At 39.1% G+C, this 16,490-nt stretch carries 17 protein-coding genes; 7 read left to right on the forward strand and 10 right to left on the reverse strand.

Annotated features, from left to right (window positions below; translation table 11 throughout):
* Positions 1 to 9 precede the first annotated feature (9 nt).
* Positions 10 to 426, forward strand: coding sequence for a hypothetical protein (locus tag O3C63_03755; protein MDA0772039.1), 417 nt, complete (start codon positions 10 to 12; stop codon positions 424 to 426).
* A gap of 1 nt (position 427) precedes the next feature.
* On the opposite strand, the gene O3C63_03760 is transcribed toward O3C63_03755, so the two are convergent.
* Both O3C63_03760 and O3C63_03765 read right to left on the reverse strand, forming a co-directional pair.
* Complete coding sequence (locus O3C63_03760) at positions 428 to 1,303, reverse strand: GIY-YIG nuclease family protein (GenBank protein MDA0772040.1); 876 nt, start codon at positions 1,301 to 1,303, stop codon at positions 428 to 430.
* A 149-nt stretch (positions 1,304 to 1,452) separates the two neighbouring features.
* Positions 1,453 to 1,866, reverse strand: a complete 414-nt coding sequence (locus O3C63_03765) for a hypothetical protein (protein MDA0772041.1) — start codon at positions 1,864 to 1,866, stop codon at positions 1,453 to 1,455.
* Between the two features lie 455 nt (positions 1,867 to 2,321).
* On the opposite strand from O3C63_03765, the gene O3C63_03770 reads away from it, so the two are divergent.
* Positions 2,322 to 3,101 carry a hypothetical protein gene (locus tag O3C63_03770; protein MDA0772042.1) on the forward strand — a complete coding sequence of 260 codons (780 nt, stop codon included), beginning with the start codon at positions 2,322 to 2,324 and terminating at the stop codon, positions 3,099 to 3,101.
* A gap of 26 nt (positions 3,102 to 3,127) precedes the next feature.
* On the opposite strand, the gene O3C63_03775 is transcribed toward O3C63_03770, so the two are convergent.
* Together O3C63_03775 and O3C63_03780 are read right to left on the reverse strand one after the other, a co-directional pair.
* On the reverse strand, positions 3,128 to 3,964 hold the full coding sequence (locus O3C63_03775; protein MDA0772043.1) for a hypothetical protein: 837 nt from the start codon (positions 3,962 to 3,964) through the stop codon (positions 3,128 to 3,130).
* 322 nt (positions 3,965 to 4,286) lie between these two features.
* Positions 4,287 to 4,868 carry a hypothetical protein gene (locus O3C63_03780; protein ID MDA0772044.1) on the reverse strand — a complete coding sequence of 194 codons (582 nt, stop codon included), beginning with the start codon at positions 4,866 to 4,868 and terminating at the stop codon, positions 4,287 to 4,289.
* A gap of 129 nt (positions 4,869 to 4,997) precedes the next feature.
* Here O3C63_03780 and O3C63_03785 point away from each other — a divergent pair, with 129 nt between their 5' ends.
* Positions 4,998 to 5,444 (forward strand): hypothetical protein, encoded by a 447-nt coding sequence (locus O3C63_03785; GenBank protein ID MDA0772045.1) that lies wholly within the window; start codon positions 4,998 to 5,000, stop codon positions 5,442 to 5,444.
* 34 nt (positions 5,445 to 5,478) lie between these two features.
* Here the strand turns inward: O3C63_03785 and O3C63_03790 are convergent, their stop codons facing one another.
* Positions 5,479 to 6,249, reverse strand: a complete 771-nt coding sequence (locus O3C63_03790; protein ID MDA0772046.1) for a hypothetical protein — start codon at positions 6,247 to 6,249, stop codon at positions 5,479 to 5,481.
* Between the two features lie 165 nt (positions 6,250 to 6,414).
* Here O3C63_03790 and O3C63_03795 point away from each other — a divergent pair, with 165 nt between their 5' ends.
* Positions 6,415 to 7,245: a hypothetical protein gene (locus tag O3C63_03795; GenBank protein MDA0772047.1), complete on the forward strand. Its 831-nt coding sequence runs from the start codon at positions 6,415 to 6,417 to the stop codon at positions 7,243 to 7,245.
* Here the strand turns inward: O3C63_03795 and O3C63_03800 are convergent.
* Positions 7,235 to 7,798 carry a DNA-3-methyladenine glycosylase I gene (locus O3C63_03800; protein MDA0772048.1) on the reverse strand — a complete coding sequence of 188 codons (564 nt, stop codon included), beginning with the start codon at positions 7,796 to 7,798 and terminating at the stop codon, positions 7,235 to 7,237. The two genes, O3C63_03795 and O3C63_03800, sit on opposite strands and share 11 nt — an antisense overlap.
* Before the next feature lie 162 nt (positions 7,799 to 7,960).
* Here O3C63_03800 and O3C63_03805 point away from each other — a divergent pair, with 162 nt between their 5' ends.
* The gene (locus O3C63_03805) at positions 7,961 to 8,962 is read left to right on the forward strand and encodes an AEC family transporter (GenBank protein ID MDA0772049.1); all 1,002 of its coding nucleotides are present in this window, start codon (positions 7,961 to 7,963) and stop codon (positions 8,960 to 8,962) included.
* A 157-nt stretch (positions 8,963 to 9,119) separates the two neighbouring features.
* Here O3C63_03805 and O3C63_03810 read toward each other — a convergent pair whose 3' ends face one another.
* Positions 9,120 to 10,091: a sulfotransferase gene (locus tag O3C63_03810; protein MDA0772050.1), complete on the reverse strand. Its 972-nt coding sequence runs from the start codon at positions 10,089 to 10,091 to the stop codon at positions 9,120 to 9,122.
* Between the two features lie 117 nt (positions 10,092 to 10,208).
* On the opposite strand from O3C63_03810, the gene O3C63_03815 reads away from it, so the two are divergent.
* Together O3C63_03815 and O3C63_03820 are read left to right on the forward strand one after the other, a co-directional pair.
* Positions 10,209 to 12,122, forward strand: coding sequence for an ABC-F family ATP-binding cassette domain-containing protein (locus O3C63_03815; protein ID MDA0772051.1), 1,914 nt, complete (start codon positions 10,209 to 10,211; stop codon positions 12,120 to 12,122).
* Positions 12,115 to 13,581, forward strand: a complete 1,467-nt coding sequence (locus O3C63_03820; protein MDA0772052.1) for a YdiU family protein — start codon at positions 12,115 to 12,117, stop codon at positions 13,579 to 13,581. Before O3C63_03815 ends, O3C63_03820 begins: the two co-directional genes overlap by 8 nt.
* Here O3C63_03820 and O3C63_03825 read toward each other — a convergent pair.
* From O3C63_03825 to O3C63_03835, 3 genes are read right to left on the reverse strand one after another with little or no spacing between them, the layout of a single operon-like run.
* Positions 13,578 to 15,683: a sulfatase-like hydrolase/transferase gene (locus tag O3C63_03825; protein MDA0772053.1), complete on the reverse strand. Its 2,106-nt coding sequence runs from the start codon at positions 15,681 to 15,683 to the stop codon at positions 13,578 to 13,580. The genes O3C63_03820 and O3C63_03825 overlap by 4 nt on opposite strands.
* A 32-nt stretch (positions 15,684 to 15,715) precedes the next feature.
* A complete protein-coding gene (locus tag O3C63_03830) occupies positions 15,716 to 15,952 on the reverse strand; it encodes a hypothetical protein (protein ID MDA0772054.1) in 237 nt (78 codons plus the stop codon).
* Between the two features lie 19 nt (positions 15,953 to 15,971).
* Positions 15,972 to 16,484, reverse strand: coding sequence for a hypothetical protein (locus tag O3C63_03835; protein ID MDA0772055.1), 513 nt, complete (start codon positions 16,482 to 16,484; stop codon positions 15,972 to 15,974).
* Positions 16,485 to 16,490 lie beyond the last annotated feature (6 nt).

Genomic DNA, 16,490 nt, shown 5'->3' on the forward strand with positions numbered 1-16,490 from the left:
AACGAATTTATAAAACAAAAAATCAAATACGAGAATTTAAACGCTAAGCAAAAAGAGTCCTACAACTTCCAAAAAATCTCGGCTGTATTTGCAGACTATGGTTACGTCACGATCAAACTAGATGATGATTGGGAGGGAGCTGATTTTATTGCAATGAGAACTTATAAAGGTACAAGTTCTTTTATTAAAGTTCAACTTAAAAGTAGGCTAACTATCGATAAAAAGTATATGAATAAAGATTTGTTTATAGGCTTTTCTTCTGAGGATAATTCTATTTGGTATCTGGTCCCTCATGACGAGATACTAGATTTTCTAAAACTAAAAAAGCCTAGCGTGTTAGAGTCAAATTCATGGCAAAAAGGAAATTATCATTTTCCAAGACTTGATAAAGTGCTACTTAAAGAGCTTGAGCAATATAAGATTTAATTTATCCCGTTACTAGATCAGTATTTTGATTTTGTCTCTTTAACTCATCAAGTGTTTTACCTTCTGAGTTTTTCCACTCAATCCAGCCATTTGAAGATCTTCCAAGAATCACATTACTAGCGTAACTAGGTGAATTAAAGATTTGATCTCTAGCAAAATACAACCCATCATCTCTATTCTCCAAAATACCTGTATTAAACAATTTATCTCTTGCCTCTTTGGCTCTCTCTCCGGAAGGAACTGTATCTTTTATAATCCTAGATCCTTTATAAACAATAAATCCATCCTCTAAATACCTCCCGCAGGCATTAGCATTTTTACTTGTACAATAAAGCATTTCAGCAGCGTCAGAACCAGAATCAGCTTTGTGAGTTTCTTCTAACACAGGGGAGCCTAGTGCTGATAGCAAGATTGTGATTGTTTCAATATGGTCCATTAGTTCAGCTTCAGTAGTCTCTTGAATATGTGGTTGAACTGGTATTTGTGAGTTCTCTACCTGGTAACGATCAATTTGTTTAATCTTGTTATGGCAAAAATATTCTAAGTATCTAACATGCGCCCTGTTAAAATCATTTGTTTTGGATCTGATGATTATAGCTGCATTCCAAAAGTCCTTCTTCTGATCATGTTGTTTCAATCGTGAATAGCAGTTCTCAGTTTCACCAATATATACTAATGGCTTAGCTGATTCTTCAGATTCTCCCAATAGAAAGTAAATGCCAACACTATTCACTTCATCTCTTTGGCTAGATTGATTTAATTTACTTCTTGGAATATAAATAGCTTCAATATTTCTAGTTGTAATAGAGGCTATTTTCATGTCCCTGGCAGAGCCAAATGGCAAGAAAATCTGTATGGTTTGGGGCTTAGCATTCATTGTGAAGATAATTTTACCAGTTTTTCATAGCTCCCACTGCATTTTAGATCAACTTGAGGTGCTTCGTTTATCCTAGGTTAATACAATGTTTCGAGTAGCTAGTATATGAATCTTATCCAAAGACCTTCTCTCATACAGTAAGGCTATATTTAAAAACAATATGATTGAACTGCCCTATAAGCATCTTCAAAATCTCCATAGACATAAATGACTAAATCAGACGTTAAACTACATTGTGGACAAGAAGCACTCTCCATTTGAACGATACCATATTCAACAAAGCAATCTTCATCATAGTTATTATTCCCAGCGCAAGCTCCAAGGAGGTGGGCATCTAATTCAAGATCAGAACAATTTTTATAATCTACAGAGCATAAAGCTAGGTTATCAGAAAAATCCTCCAAATCAAAAGCTAACTTCTCATAGTCATTAACTGCTTGTTTGCATTTTACAGATTTATTTTTAATCGGTGATCTATTTGCTTTTGCAAGCGTAAGTATCGAATGATAATGTTGAATAGCTTGATCAAGTTCCTTATTGCTTCCCGTTTTTAGTGCTGACACAGAATTGAAGGTCAACAAAAAAGATATTATACTCATTAACAATATGTTGTATTTCATTGTATACAGGACGATAAGACCTACAGCAAAAATTTTAGCATTTTGTCATATCAATACGAGATTCAGCGTCGTATCCGCACAAAACACATTTTGATTAAAATTAACACCTATTAAAAGAACCTAATTCCCCTTTATTTCCTTACCTAAGTCATAAAAAGCTGTTGGGCATTGAGATAGATTTTAGATTAAACCTTCTATTGTAGCGGTATTGAAACTCAGCAAGGTATCTTTAGTATAATGGGTGCACTACAGAGCGGCCCACTTTGCTTGTGATTATTGAGGCTGATTAAGCCCCCAAACAGCCCAAATAGCTGCTTTGATAACCAAAACTTAACTTGGATTTGCTTAAAATAAGATACCTGCAAAGGTCCTAGTTTAATTACTAGTGGGTGATTACAATGAAACTAACAACACAAACAGGACATACTGGTAATGCAGGGCATGTTGCAAACAAATCAAACTCAGGAGGAGCCAAGACGGCTATCTCCCAAGTATATGGCAATGAAAGCACCGATGAGTCGCAAGATGGCGAAGTCGCTAAGTCAGGCAAAGCAGTTGAAGACCCAAGTAAAAAATCAGATGCAAATACACCTAGCAAATATGAGGACGCAAGAACCACAGCCAAAGCTCTGGATAAAGCCTTTGCCAAAAAACCAGCTAGCTTAGAAGATATAGCCAACGGACTTAATACAGGAACGCCACCAACTAACAACGCAGCAATCACAGACCTGGCATCAAGAGTACCAATGACAACAGCTGATCGTATTCTTGCCAGCCAAAACACAAAACTATCTGGTCCAGTCGGAGCCGATTCCGCAAATCAATCCGTAAGAGATATGTCTTTTGCGTCACTTCAAAAACAATTTGCCAATGACAATGACACTACAGCTGCTAGGTTCTCCCTAGACACACCAAGTAGTGCTGCTGGTGCTAGTGGAATTAATAACGCTGCAACTTGGCAACAGAATGGTGCTAATCCAGTTGGTGGTGGAGTTGGTAATAATTATAATGGTGGAGTTCAGATTGGGACTCAAATTGGAACTCAAATTAATCACGTGGGGAATAATGTAGGGGTTACTGTGGAAAGTCAGCCCGTGCATCAGGAAGTTGCAAGGGAGGTTGAAGAACCAGATGCCAGTAAATATACAATAGCTCAATCAGGCAATGAAGAAATTTAATGCTTCACAATCATTTCAGTAAACAGTTATTTCTTTGCGACAGATCGAAACTCTCCAGAAAGACCTCGTTTCTGTAGGCTGTAATCAATCAACTGAGAAAGATCTTTCTCAAAACTCTCAATCATCCTTTTACCAACAGAATCATCGTTATATGGGAACTTATAATTATTAGATAAATGATCTTTCAGCATAGAAAAGAATTCATCCTTCGTAATACCATGAACAACTTTACTATCATTCCTCGCACCTAATGCTGTAAATAAAAGCTTCTTAAGAGGAGCTATCTCCGGTGTATTAGAAAGAATCTGATGCACCTCTTCCATCTTTCTATTAGAGTCAAAATAGCCATCATTGCGAAGCATCTCAATTGCTCTGAAATACTGTCTAAGATCTCTTACGCTTGCTCGATCTGCTACATCTTTAAACTTAGAATAACTAAACTCAGAATTTTGTGTCTCGGTTGGGAGGTATCCATGTTTTTCTGCCAAAGCTAATAGTTCATTAGTTGTATCTATTTTCAACTTTGCAATATTTTGTGGAGTAAAGTGATGTTCACCTGGGACTCTATCATTAGCTTCTGCGATCTTGAACAAAGGTTCAAGGACTGCAGCAGTGAGCATAGCTGCACCTGCCATAGCCGTCTTCAAAACCCCTCTTCTTGAAAATTCTCTCTCTTCAAAAGGAAGCTCAGGAGTTTTTGGTGGTGTTAGAATAACTTCTCTTGTTCTTGGTATCGCATGAAGAGGTTCAATCTCAGCTTCTTGGCTCTTACGCAAGTCAACCGAATCTCGTCGTCCATTAAGGACTGCAGCAAGATCATCTCGTCTTATTGCCGAATTACCGATAGCTGATAAAGTTCTCATAAAGCTTCTCCTCAATATTCACAAACACTTTAGTATCAATAAATATTTTATAGTCAACATTATAACTTAAAAAGAATTAAACTAGCAAGTCTAGACCATATACAGAGTGGCTTTGGTCATAAAAATAAGGACAATCAAGGATATTATCCGCTTTCGGAGATTAATTTCAGTTAACACTCATTACTGAAAGCATCTAATCTTATTCCTTATATCAGTTTGGCTTCCCTGGCTCAGAAGCTTTTGGTATCTAAGGCTCCCGCGACAATAGACGCTGGAAGGATAAGCAAATAAAATCACATCTCCACAATTCCATATTAAAAAATCACGGAGCCGCATCTCCGGATATGCCCCCGTTGTCATTGGAACCTATCGCTTGCTCAAAGAGTTGAAGAACAGACTTGAGTCTTGCTTGTGGTTTAGCTTGAAATGCTGTACCTTCCTCAAGGCAGAGCCTAGGTAGATTAGAGCCATCAGCTTTCAGTTGAAACTGCTGGCTTGGTTTGCTTACTGTCGATAGGCTAGAAAGTATTTGCCGAGTGATATTCTCTTCGTTACTGTTCTTCACTCCAGTGCCAAGAACAATTGTAGCCAAGCAAGCTACCTTCTCTTGCAAACAATCGTGTAAGCCATTATAAAACTCAGAAAGATACTTGCCCTTATCATTCAATGCAACAACTTTATCAATGAAAATCAAAAGCGCTGTTGTATCTTTTGATAAGTTTCTAATAAAGGGTAGCTTACTGATAGTAGCAAGAGGATTATTGCCTTTGCTAGCATTGAACTCCAATATTGAATCCTGAGTTATTTGCAATGCTGTCTGAGCAGCTTTGCTGATCAAGCCGGATTGGGCTTGATTCGAAGTGAGGACAATCAATGCTGGACAGTAGGGCTTAACTGCAGCCATAGTCTAATCTTACACTGCTGGGGCGGATTTGAGGCTAAGATTTTACCCAGTTTGAGCCACTGATGGGAGTTGCGCCCTATAGTACAATTGGATGCCGTAGCCAACAATGGATAACTCCAAAGACCGTTTATGAACAAAGCTATATCAAAATCACCGGCCTCGCCTGCTAAGACTCCGAAGCCAGTTCGAGCAAAGAACAAAAAAGAACCCAGTATCAGACCATTACTGGATCGAGATGGATTAACTGTCAAACAATTAAATGAAGCAGAGTTTGCTGATGAGCCCAAAGAATTTAGTTTTGATTTCAAAACAACTCAAGTTTTTATACCGAGAGACCAGAGACGCAACCAAGCTTCTAGCCTTGAGATTGATCGTTTTGTAGCGCAGGCAATGCCATCTGGTGAAATCATGCTTGAAACCTATAGCAGCTCCAAGGGTACGATGTACTATGTAATTGTTGAGTTTGATGATCATTACTATCTACTCAAAAGACCAAAGAAAGAAACTGAATTTAAATTACAAGGGCTTATTCCGGAGTACAAAGTTGATGAGCTTAGAGAACGCTTAGCTGAGTAATAAACACGGCATCTCCACCTTCGGCTCTGTAGTTCTAACTATACTCTCCAAGCTTCATTTTCACAGAATCAATCAGCTGAAGCAATGTTTGATGTTCTGTTGTCCCAGCTTGAACCCTCTTGAGGCTTGACTTATAAACATTGAGCATATTTTCAAACTTGGATTTATAGTAGTTATCAGTGCTTGTTTCATTATTAATTTGTTCTTGAACTATTGTTTTCAGTTCATCAAACATAGTAGCTTCTGATTCAATTCTAATCATAGAGATTATACGTTGAGCCTCAATTTGTTTGTCGATATCAACAAATTGGTTATCTACTTGATCAGCCTGAATTCGGTAATGGTATTCTGTATTAATTCCCGAACTCAACTCTTCTTCTTGGATAAGCTCTGCCATTACAATTGCTTGACTAACAGCTCTGCTATTACGCATTGAACCACGTCTCTCATTTTGGTTAGCTTCTTCCAAACTTGGTTCTACCAAGCTTGGCATCATAAAACTAGGTTGAGCAAAACTAGGTATCATAAAACGAGGCTCACTAAAACTCATTCTCTGTTCATGCACTAACTGCGCAAGCTGGAATCTTGGAGGTGGTGCAGCTCTGGCAGCAGTGCGAAACTCAGGAACAGTTTCCGCAACTATCGCTTCCTGATTATCCAGAAATGCCATATCATCAGACAGATTTATCTCTGTTTGACCGTGAATACTCGATGTGAATAATTGTCGTAATAATCCTTGTTCTGCAAGGCTTTGATTCTTTGATGCCAATTGTGCTTTCTTATGCTCTATCGCCTGGATATTCATAGTTATTATCCTTTGATGAATTGCCCAGTCTTCTATAGCATTAAGCCCAGTTATCTTGTATTTAGACTAGTACTAGTAGTTTAGGTGGTTTCATGGGGGTAGTCTAATCGTCTAATCAGGCAGGATCAACATATCCAGTTGTTATAATGCTATAATCTAAGAATAATGAATCTGGTTAATCCTAGTTCAAGTGCATTACCTGCCGCAGCTCCATTTGCTGCTCCAGCACCGAGCATTTTAGATTTGGCAAACGTGAATCTCACCCTGTCAACTGTCAGAGATTATGCAGGGCAATTACTGAGACCTGACAATTCTAAATTAAATGCACTTGGCTTATCGCCCAAAGATCTCGCTGCTATTACTCAACTAGCTTCAGATCATGTGCCTAAATATATGGCAGCACTGCAAACTCAAGATCTCAATCAGATAGCACAAGAAGACATGAGGCTATTGAAGCAATTTTGGTCACACAGTTTTGAATCACCAAATGAAACTATTTTGACCAAAGCTCTCATGTTGAGCGTCATGAATAAACTACTCGAAGGAAAAGACACAACGGCAAATATCCAAAGTGGTATTTCTCGTACTGGCAATCTTTTTATTGCCTTTGCCAAAAACCTTGTCGGCAATATTTTAGGAGCAGGCCAAGAATCTGAATTCTCCAAAGACCTTGCTGCACTAGCTTCTGAGAGTATAGATGGAATGGTTAAATCAGTGATGGTGCCTAAGTTTGACGCCAAGGCTGACCAAACAGCTATGGTATCTGGTTCATCTCGTGCCTGGGTCGCTTTACACCAATTCCTCAAGTCCAAGAACTTAAGCCCAGATCAAGAGCTTGCTGCTTTCAAAAGCTATGCTCAAGAATTAAATCTCTTTGCTCCTCTCAGGGCTGTTACAAGTCAATTCTTTGGTTCACTGGGTGGCTTGAAGCAAGTCTTGTCACTTAATCACAATCCAGCGATTCAAGCACGAGTTGTGGGTTCTACTAATACCTAAAACAATCAACGGTATGATCATTCACCATACCGATTGCCTGCATAAAAGCATAAACAATAGTGGTACCAACAAAGCTCATACCTCGTTTTTTGAGGTCTTTAGACAAAGCATCACTCTCTGGACTCTTTGCGGGGATTTGTTTTAAGCTCTTCCATTTGTTTTTAATGATTTTGCCACGTGCAAATGCCCAAAGATATTTATCAAAAGACCCAAACTCTTTTTGAATTTCCAGAAACACGATTGCATTTTTTCGAGCAGAAAAAATTTTGAGACGATTGCGAATGATCTTGTCATTCAACATTAGTTTCTCAAGCTGACCGTCAGTCATCTTGGATACTTTCTTGACATCGAAATTCTTGAATGATTTTCTGTAGCCCTCGCGCTTATTCAGTACTGTCTCCCAACTAAGTCCAGCTTGAGCACCTTCAAGTATTAGCATCTCAAAAAGCTTGTTATCGTCATGCACTGGCAGCCCCCATTCCTCATCGTGGTACTTGAGGTAGAGTGGATTTTTGGGGTTTGCCCAAGAGCATCGTGTTTGTGAGTTTTGCATCTATTTCAAACCTCGGAGGCTGTCGGAATTATTTCCAAAGGCAACACGCGCATTCCGCGCGGTTGCTACCTTTTTTGAGCGACCTGTACATCGCAACTTTGTTTCGATGTACAGGTCTATTATATTTCAATAAAATCAAATCGACCATTATGACTCAAATAAGTGAATAATAAATATATGGATCTATTCTTTGATTTCTTTTTTCAAATCCTGCCTCTCTATTTCATAATTCTGCTTGGCTATATTGCAGGCAAATATTTAGAAGTACAGCGTGAGTCAATAGCACCACTGCTACTTTATATAGTAGTACCAGTCGTTACCTTCAAAGGTATACTCGATTCTGATATTAATGCTCAAACCTTGACTTATCCATTATATTTCTTAGTTCTCGGTGCATTCATGTCATTGAGTTTCTTTTGGCTTGCAAGGCTACTTGGTTTTAGTAAAGAAAAAGCCGGGATGCTTTCTCTATGTACCAGCTTGGTTAATGTAGGTTATTACGGCTTGCCACTGGTACTGCTGGTGCTTGGTGAAAAGGCCCTAGGTGTTTCAGTTATGCTAATCCTGGGACTCGCTATCCATGAGTGTTCAGTTGCATACTTAGTTGCAGCAAGTGGCAAATATAGCTTTAAAGAAAGCTTAGACAAAACTCTAACCCTGCCAATATTGTACTCAAGTTTGATTGCAATAGCAGTAAACTATTTTAATCATCATTATTACCATGAAGTCATCCACTACTTGCCGAGCAATATAGAAACAAGTTTACTCAAGCCAATCTGGGCGAGTATAAACACAATGATGGAAAGGTTTATCAGTGCCTATTCATTACTTGGAATGATCATGATTGGTCTTGGCATAAGCAAAATCAAAAATCTCAAGCTAGATCTTGCCTTCATGTCCCTAGCTTATATTGCCAAGTTCATAATCATCCCTGGTATTGCAGTAGGTTTTATATTTCTCAACAAAAACTATTTTCATTTTTATGATGATCTTGCAACTCAAGTAATCTTCTTAATGTCTTTAGTGCCTATTGGTGCAAATACAATCAGCATAGCAACTCAACTCAAGCTAGATGTAGACAAAGTGGCAATCACCACTGTCATTAGCACACTAATCGCGTTAGCTTATATCCCGCTTGTGCTCAACTTTGTAAAGTTGCCATAGTCCCCAATACATAGAGAAATACAAAGTATAGCTTTAAATCGAAGGTAAAATGGCGTGAGGATTTTCTCGAATTCAATCATGACCCAGCACAACGCTTGGACTATTATGAAAACCAATTCATCAAAACTTTTGAGAAGACAGGTGATCTTCCCAAGGACTAATTACCACGTCTCAACAACTTCAAGACCTTCAATAAATTCAATTTGCAAAGCTCCCAAATATAATACAAACCCAAGAAGCTTGAAGCTTTGTTGAGAGCTGGCTCTATCGCTAGTTCACCGTAATACTTTCCGCAAACAGAGTCTATCAAAGCAATTTGCATTGGACTAAGTATTGTTTTCCAACGATCAAGACTTGATTCCTTAAAACCAGTCTTGCCTCTATCTTCATCAAAAGAGCTATTGGCTTTTTGTTCTTTCAGTAAAGCAGGCGAAAACTCTTCTCCCAAGAAATCCGTCAGGTCTCTCAAGGTTGTCTCTGGTTGGGAAATTAGATCTTCATATTTGAGCAGCTTAAAATTGCGATCTTGTTGTTTTGCAAGCATCACCCGAGCAGCCCGATTCCAACTAAATGCAGCGCTCAATAGACTCTTGGAACTATTTTTGCGTTTCATCCAAGAAAGTATCACAGCTCTTGGATCCCGGTAGATACCAATGACTTGAGCATCTGGGTATCTCGCTGATATATCTTCAAGCGAGAAGAGATGAAAAGGAGTTTTTTCAACAAATCGAGTTGCACCTGCCTTCTCGATATTAAAACGACAAATTGCATCAAAGACTTCAAGATGATTTGCATCTTGAATCTCTTTAAATTCTTCTGAGTTTCTAAACTCAGACAAAAACTCCTCGATATTTTCATCAAGCTTGCCGCCAGTTAAAACATCCTTGGTGTACTGAGCTGAACCTCTTTTTTTGAGACTCTGCCCAACCCGATTCATGCCGATAGCGAGTGCCACAGTTAAATCATTTAAGTTCTTAGATTGGTAATAAGAATTGGCTTGAGGCCATTGTTTAACAAAAACATAGCTCTCTTTGGGCACAGCCCAAATATTCGGATGCTCAGCAAGATTGCGTCTCAGGGCTGTAGTCCCTGACCTTCCTTCACCAACAATAAATATGGGCGCTTTCACCAAATTATTATACAAGAACCCAAAATCGTGATACTAATTAGAGTTCTTTAAGATATATTAATACAAATAGGCTCAATTCAGGCTGTTTTACAAGCTCTGTGCGATAAAATAAGCCTTATGCTTATAGAAGCAAACGAAATCTCCATCAACTTCGGGCAACGTCTAATACTTGACGAGGTTAGCCTACGAATTACACCGCAAAGCCGTATTGGTTTAATCGGAGCTAATGGCGCAGGCAAATCCACTTTGCTTCAATGCCTAATGTCTGAGCTCACTCCTCAAATTGGTGAAGTCAAAGTAGCTTCCAAAATCCAAGTCAAACATCTTACGCAAAATCCAACTATCACTCCAGGCAATACTCTAGACCAGGAGCTCAAGTCTGTTTATCGCGAAGTCCAAGAGTTGCAAAAAGAAGAGATTTATCTTAGTGAACAACTCGGTGTCGTTACCGGTGATGAGTTTGACAATGCCTTAGTAAGACTCGGTGAGATACAAGACAAGCTTGATCGCTTTGACGCTTCTAAGATAGATGAAAAAATTGGTCGGATGATTTTAGGTCTAGGATTCACTCTTGATGAGCTTCAACGGGAAGTACAAGAATTTAGTGGTGGCTGGCAAATGCGTATCAATTTAGCCAAAGTACTTTTGCAAGAAGCAGACGTTATTTTAATGGACGAGCCGACTAATCACCTCGACATGGAGGCTTGTGAGTGGCTAGAAGAATTCTTGCGTTCATACCCTTATGGGATTTTGGTTGTATCTCATGATAGACGTTTCCTCAATGAAGTAGTTACTGAAATTGCAGAACTTGAAAGAGGCAAACTAACTATTTACCCAGGCAACTACGATAAGTTCGTAGAGCAAAAAGCCGCTCGCAGAGAGTATTTGATCTCGGCAGCCAAAAGACAAGAGAAACATATAGCTGAGCAAATGGACTTTATTAATAAGTTCAGAGCAAGTGCACGCAAATCTACTCAAGCTAAAAGTAGAGAGAAACAACTTACCAAACTTGAACGAGTCGAAGCTCCCCCATCAGAGTTACGCAAACTCAGTTTCAAGTTTCCCTTCCCAAATCCAAGTGCAAGGCATGTGCTTAGTATTAATAACCTCTCCAAAGGTTTTGGCGGCAACCAACTTTTTGAAGATATCTCACTAGATCTTGAATGGACTAAAGAAGAGCCTCAACGTGTTTTCATACTTGGAGCCAATGGTTGCGGCAAGACAACTCTCTTTAAAATACTGATGGGACTTGAAACGCCTGATACTGGCGATGCGACATTCGATAGCAAAGTCAAACTTGGTTATTATGCGCAACATCAATTACAAATTCTTGATCCAAAGAAAACTGTGATCAAAACACTTGAAGACGCAATGCCACCAACTCCAGAAAAAGAGATACGTGGAATCCTCGGAAGATTTTTATTTTCAAGAGATGATGTCTTTAAAGAGGTAGAGCTTACTAGTGGCGGCGAGAAAGCAAGACTAGCAATGGCAAGACTAATGGTAAGCGGTCCTAATACACTCTTGTTAGATGAGCCTACAAACCACTTAGACACACCTTCCCAGGAGGCTGTTGAAGCAGCGCTTAAGTCCTATGAGGGTACAGTGATCTGCATTTCTCACGATAGATATTTTATTAATAACCATGCGACACAGATTTGGGAGTTTGATCATGGCAGATTAATCGTTTTTAAAGGCAATTACGAAGACTATCTCAACAAACGTAACAAGCTACTGGCAGAGTCTCGTGCCAAACTAACAATACCAGTAGAAGCTCCCAAAGAACTCAAACAAGGAGCCAAAGAAAAAGCAGCGAAGAAAGAAGCCAAAGAATTCCAAAAAGCACTCAAGGCTCTTGAAAGAGATATTCAAGTTTTACACAGAGGTAAAGAAGAATTAACCGAAAAGCTACTAGACCCAAATCTAAGTAGTGACTACCAAGCACTTAATAAATTAACCAAAGAACTTGAAGAGCTTAACACAGAGTTAGAAGCCAAAGAAGCCCAGTGGGTCAGCCAAAGTCATGTTTGAGTTTGACAATAGTTACGCTAGCTTGCCTAAGCAGTTTTATCAAAAAATCAATCCAAGTCCCGTTTCCAACCCTAGTTTAATCAAAATCAATACTAGCCTCGCTACTGAGCTTGGTCTCGATCCCCAATATTTACAAAGCGATCAAGGGATAGCAATACTCTCTGGTAATCAAATTGCTCAGGGTTCGCAGCCTCTTGCCCAAGCCTATGCCGGTCATCAATTCGGTAACTTCGTGCCGCAACTCGGTGACGGTAGAGCTAATCTACTTGGAGAAATAATAGATATCAATGGTAAGCGTAGAGACTTACAGCTCAAAGGCTCGGGGCAAACCCAGTTCTCTAGAGCCGGAGACGGGCGAGCTGGGCTAGGACCAGTGATTCGTGAGTTTATTGTCAGTGAAGCAATGCACGCACTTGGTGTTCCTACAACTCGCGCACTAGCTGCCATTAGTAGTGGTGATCAAATTCAACGAGAGACTCAATTACCTGGGGCTATTCTCACAAGAGTCGCCTCAAGTCATATTAGAGTTGGCACTTTTGAATATTTCATACAGAGAAGAGATTTTGAATCGCTTAAGATACTCGCAGATTATGTAATTAATAGACATTATCCAGAGATTGTAGATTCTGAGAATCCCTATGCTGAATTATTGAGAGCTGTCGCTATACGCCAAGCCAAGCTAATTTCTGAATGGATGCAACTTGGTTTTATCCATGGTGTCATGAACACAGACAACTGCAGTATCGCAGGCGAGACGATAGACTACGGACCTTGTGCATTTATGAATTTTTATAATCCAAGCACTGTTTTTAGTTCTATTGATCGAATGGGGCGCTACGCCTACGGGCAACAAGGATTGATTGGGCAGTGGAATCTTAGCATTTTTGCTAATGCAATCCTTTCACTGATTGACCCTGATCAAGACCAAGCTATCAAAACAGCCCATCGCATCCTTGAAGAATATGCAGTTTGTTTTCTCAATGAACTCGATTTTGCTTTCATGCTCAAAATAGGTATCCAAAACAAAATAGGTGATAGCCTTGCCAAAAACCTACTGACTCTAATGCAGAATAACAGAGCGGATTTCACTTTGAGTTTTCACTATCTTACAGAGATGGTCAGTGATAAATCATATGACCACAAATTTATTGCCTTGTTTGATACAGCGAGTCCAGAACTCAATCAATGGATACAAGATTGGCGCCAGGCTCTTAGTGAAGAGAACAAGGAGCTTAAAACTATCACAGAGGAAATGAGCAAAGTTAATCCGGTGTACATTCCGCGCAATCATATCATTGAAGAAATGATTGAAGCAGCAGTAGCCAACCAAGACTACAGTCTCATGGACAAGCTCTATGAAGTCCTAGCAAAGCCTTTCACTAAGCAAGAAGGCGCAGACTACTACATGCTGCCTCCTCGAGACAAAGAACAGCGATATCAAACTTTTTGTGGGACTTAATCAAGTATAGGAATCATCTCCACAAACTTAGCTTTTATAGGATCTAACTGTTTAAGATGAGATAAATTATAGAATTCATGAGGGTCAAACTTGTGATCATAAAGCTCCTCAGATCTATCTTGATATCGAATATATCTCCAGCTACCTTCTCGGATAGAATAATTCCCTGCCCCCATAGTAGTTAATGCTTTGCCGGGCCAGGCTTTAGCTGACTTATCAATTAATGGCTTAAGACTTATCCCTTGTAAACTACTACGCTTCGGTAAGTTCGCCATATCAATCAAAGTTGGATAAATATCCAAGAGGCTCACAACCTCGCTAGAGACTTGTCCATTGCTCTGACCAGCTTTGGCAATCATCAGAGGTACATGAGTGGTTTTTTCCCAAAGAGCATGTTTTTTCCAATGTTCTTTTTCGCCCAAATGTAAACCATGATCACTCCACAAAACAACAATGGTATTAGCAGCATTAGGTCCATTGTATAAGGCTTGAAGAACCCTACCTAAATCATCATCAACCTTGCTAATACCTGCCATATAGGCTTGAAGAGCTTCTTTCCATTTGCCGGCTTCGACAATTTTCTCGTGATAGCCCTCCCAAGCTCCAGCCAAAAATAATTCAGCAAGAACAGTTCCTGCTTCAGGAACATCATATAAATCATAGAAGGGTTGTTCTGGTGTTTTAATGTCAGCGAGTGGGTAAAGATCAAAGAATTGTTTCGGAAAATGCCAAGGTAAATGTGGGCTAGAAAAACCAACTGCCATGAAAGTTGGCTCCGTAAACTCTTCTGTGAGTATTTCAGCAGCTTTTATTGCTGCTTCAGTATCGCCAGTACGAATATCTGCTTCTTCATGCCCCCATTGCACGATAGAAGAGTTAGGCGGCTCTCTTGAATTACCTTCCAGTGGATAGTATTCGTCCCAAACCCAAGGAATGTTCTGAGTACCATGAAATATTTTTTTGAGGCCGATCGTTTTATAGCCATAATCTCGAAAATAATCCATCAAGAATTTTTGCTGATTTTCATATTCATGACTATTAACGTTATTGTCATAAACCTTGTGACTGTCAGGATTGAGCCCAGTCAGAACTGAAAATCTAGAAGGATTGCATTGAGTAGCACTGGTATAGGCTTGGGTAAACAAAGTAGACTTGGTTGCTAAATGATCAAGATGGGGTGTTTGAGTTAAGACAGAAGGATCAAGTAATTTGATCATGTCATTTAAATCATCCAAAACAATAAACAAAACATTTGGTTTTTCATCGCAAGCAACAAGTCCGCAAGCCCAATTGCCATACCATTGTTGATCGAGTCGCTGTTCTAATGCTAATTTAGTTGGCTTAGAATGCAACTCACCAAGCTCATCAATAAAAACAGGATCATTGTTTTTCACCCGGTAGAACCTTGCCCATAAATGTTTTTGGCTTTCATCTTTTATGAGCTTGCCGGTTTCTTGATTCCATAAATAGCCACTAATAGTGGATTCTTCAAGCCACAGCTTGGCTGCTTGCAAACGTGCAATTAGAACTTTACCTGGTTCATTAATTGATTCAAGTATCTTGATTAATTCAACTGTCTCTCTGGTAGAAAGCACCGGCTTCTTGGAAACAATTTTCTGACATTGATTGGACCAACCTAGATATTGCTCGTCTCTTTTTAGCTGTGTTTGAAGAATAAAATCAATCGCCTGATCAAAAGCTGCTTTTACCTTCTGCTGATAGAGCTCATCTAGAAAGCCAAATTCAGCTTCTCCATTAATCTTCGTCAGTATAGAAATCCTATTACTAAGACAACTTGTTTCAATAGGATCATCAAGAATCAAATCCAATGCATTGTTGATTGATTTACGATATTGCTTGCGTGGGTCTGCATTATAAATCCGAGCCAAAAATATAATCTGATTGACAATCACATTATGATCTAAGCTATCTAATTGTTCCTGCTCTAGTAGAATCTCATTAGCAACAGCTTCGGCTTTATCAGAAGCAAACCATTTGCTATCATTATAGTTATATTGCTCAAGTGCCGTTGCTCCTTGTGCCAAACTAGGTAAGCTAAGTATGAAGCCAAGAGAGAATAAGTAAAAGAAAGTCTTTTTCATCTGTTATAAATATAATTATAACGTTTTTAGAATTAACCCATCTGAGCAATATTACTTTCGACAGATTCGCCAATCTGGCCAATACTGCTACTTACAGTAACGACTTGTCCATTAGCCATTTCCATACTACGAGCAATCTCATTAGTTACAGCTGTTTGCTCTTCAATAGCACTTGCAATAGAGGTAACAACTTCATTGATTGATTCAACTGACTCTGTAGTAATTGCAATTGACTTTAAGGCAGAAATTGTTTGTTGTTGAATAGACATCCTGCAAAACAAAGTTTTGCTAGTGATGTCTATTACTAAATTTCTCTAGATCCGTCATAATTACACGAACAGCATCAGCCTCTTGGACTGTTTTTTTTGTCATAGTCGCTGCTGATTTCGTGTTTGAAGAAATTTCAGCAATACTTGAGACCATTGCTTCAGTAGCTGTTACAACACCTGTAATATACTTAGCAAGCTGCTCAGAAGCGTTTCCCGTATCAGTAACAAGTCCCATTACAGTACTTTTCAATCTATCTTTACTATCGAGAGTACGTTTCTCAAGAGCCAATCTATCAGTGACTACTGACCAAGTTACCACGGGTCCAAGATATTCTTTATTTTCGTCGTAAACAGCAGTTACCAGCAAATCCAAAGTCTCTTCTCCAAGATTAATCTGTGTTTGATGAGGAAGATTGGCAGGATTAGCCAATAGTTTGCGTTGGTGTGCTGGCGACTTATGAAAAACATCATATGAGCTTCCAACTATCTGATCAACCGGTATTGGTACAAGATGAAAAAAAATATTTTTCAAGAGATT

Source organism: Cyanobacteriota bacterium (genome assembly GCA_027618255.1).
Classification (GTDB): domain Bacteria; phylum Cyanobacteriota; class Vampirovibrionia; order LMEP-6097; family LMEP-6097; genus JABHOV01.

Excerpts from the sequence above, each read along its gene's own strand:
- O3C63_03775 (MDA0772043.1), bottom strand. The coding sequence starts at position 3,964 with ATGAGAACTTTATCAGCTATCGGTAATTCGGCAATAAGACGAGATGAT.
- O3C63_03770 (MDA0772042.1), top strand. The coding sequence starts at position 2,322 with ATGAAACTAACAACACAAACAGGACATACTGGTAATGCAGGGCATGTT.
- O3C63_03795 (MDA0772047.1), top strand. The coding sequence starts at position 6,415 with ATGAATCTGGTTAATCCTAGTTCAAGTGCATTACCTGCCGCAGCTCCA.
- O3C63_03830 (MDA0772054.1), bottom strand. The coding sequence starts at position 15,952 with ATGTCTATTCAACAACAAACAATTTCTGCCTTAAAGTCAATTGCAATT.
- O3C63_03790 (MDA0772046.1), bottom strand. The coding sequence starts at position 6,249 with ATGAATATCCAGGCGATAGAGCATAAGAAAGCACAATTGGCATCAAAG.
- O3C63_03760 (MDA0772040.1), bottom strand. The coding sequence starts at position 1,303 with ATGAATGCTAAGCCCCAAACCATACAGATTTTCTTGCCATTTGGCTCT.
- O3C63_03825 (MDA0772053.1), bottom strand. The coding sequence starts at position 15,683 with ATGAAAAAGACTTTCTTTTACTTATTCTCTCTTGGCTTCATACTTAGC.
- O3C63_03785 (MDA0772045.1), top strand. The coding sequence starts at position 4,998 with ATGAACAAAGCTATATCAAAATCACCGGCCTCGCCTGCTAAGACTCCG.
- O3C63_03815 (MDA0772051.1), top strand. The coding sequence starts at position 10,209 with ATGCTTATAGAAGCAAACGAAATCTCCATCAACTTCGGGCAACGTCTA.
- O3C63_03820 (MDA0772052.1), top strand. The coding sequence starts at position 12,115 with ATGTTTGAGTTTGACAATAGTTACGCTAGCTTGCCTAAGCAGTTTTAT.
- O3C63_03800 (MDA0772048.1), bottom strand. The coding sequence starts at position 7,798 with ATGCAAAACTCACAAACACGATGCTCTTGGGCAAACCCCAAAAATCCA.
- O3C63_03780 (MDA0772044.1), bottom strand. The coding sequence starts at position 4,868 with ATGGCTGCAGTTAAGCCCTACTGTCCAGCATTGATTGTCCTCACTTCG.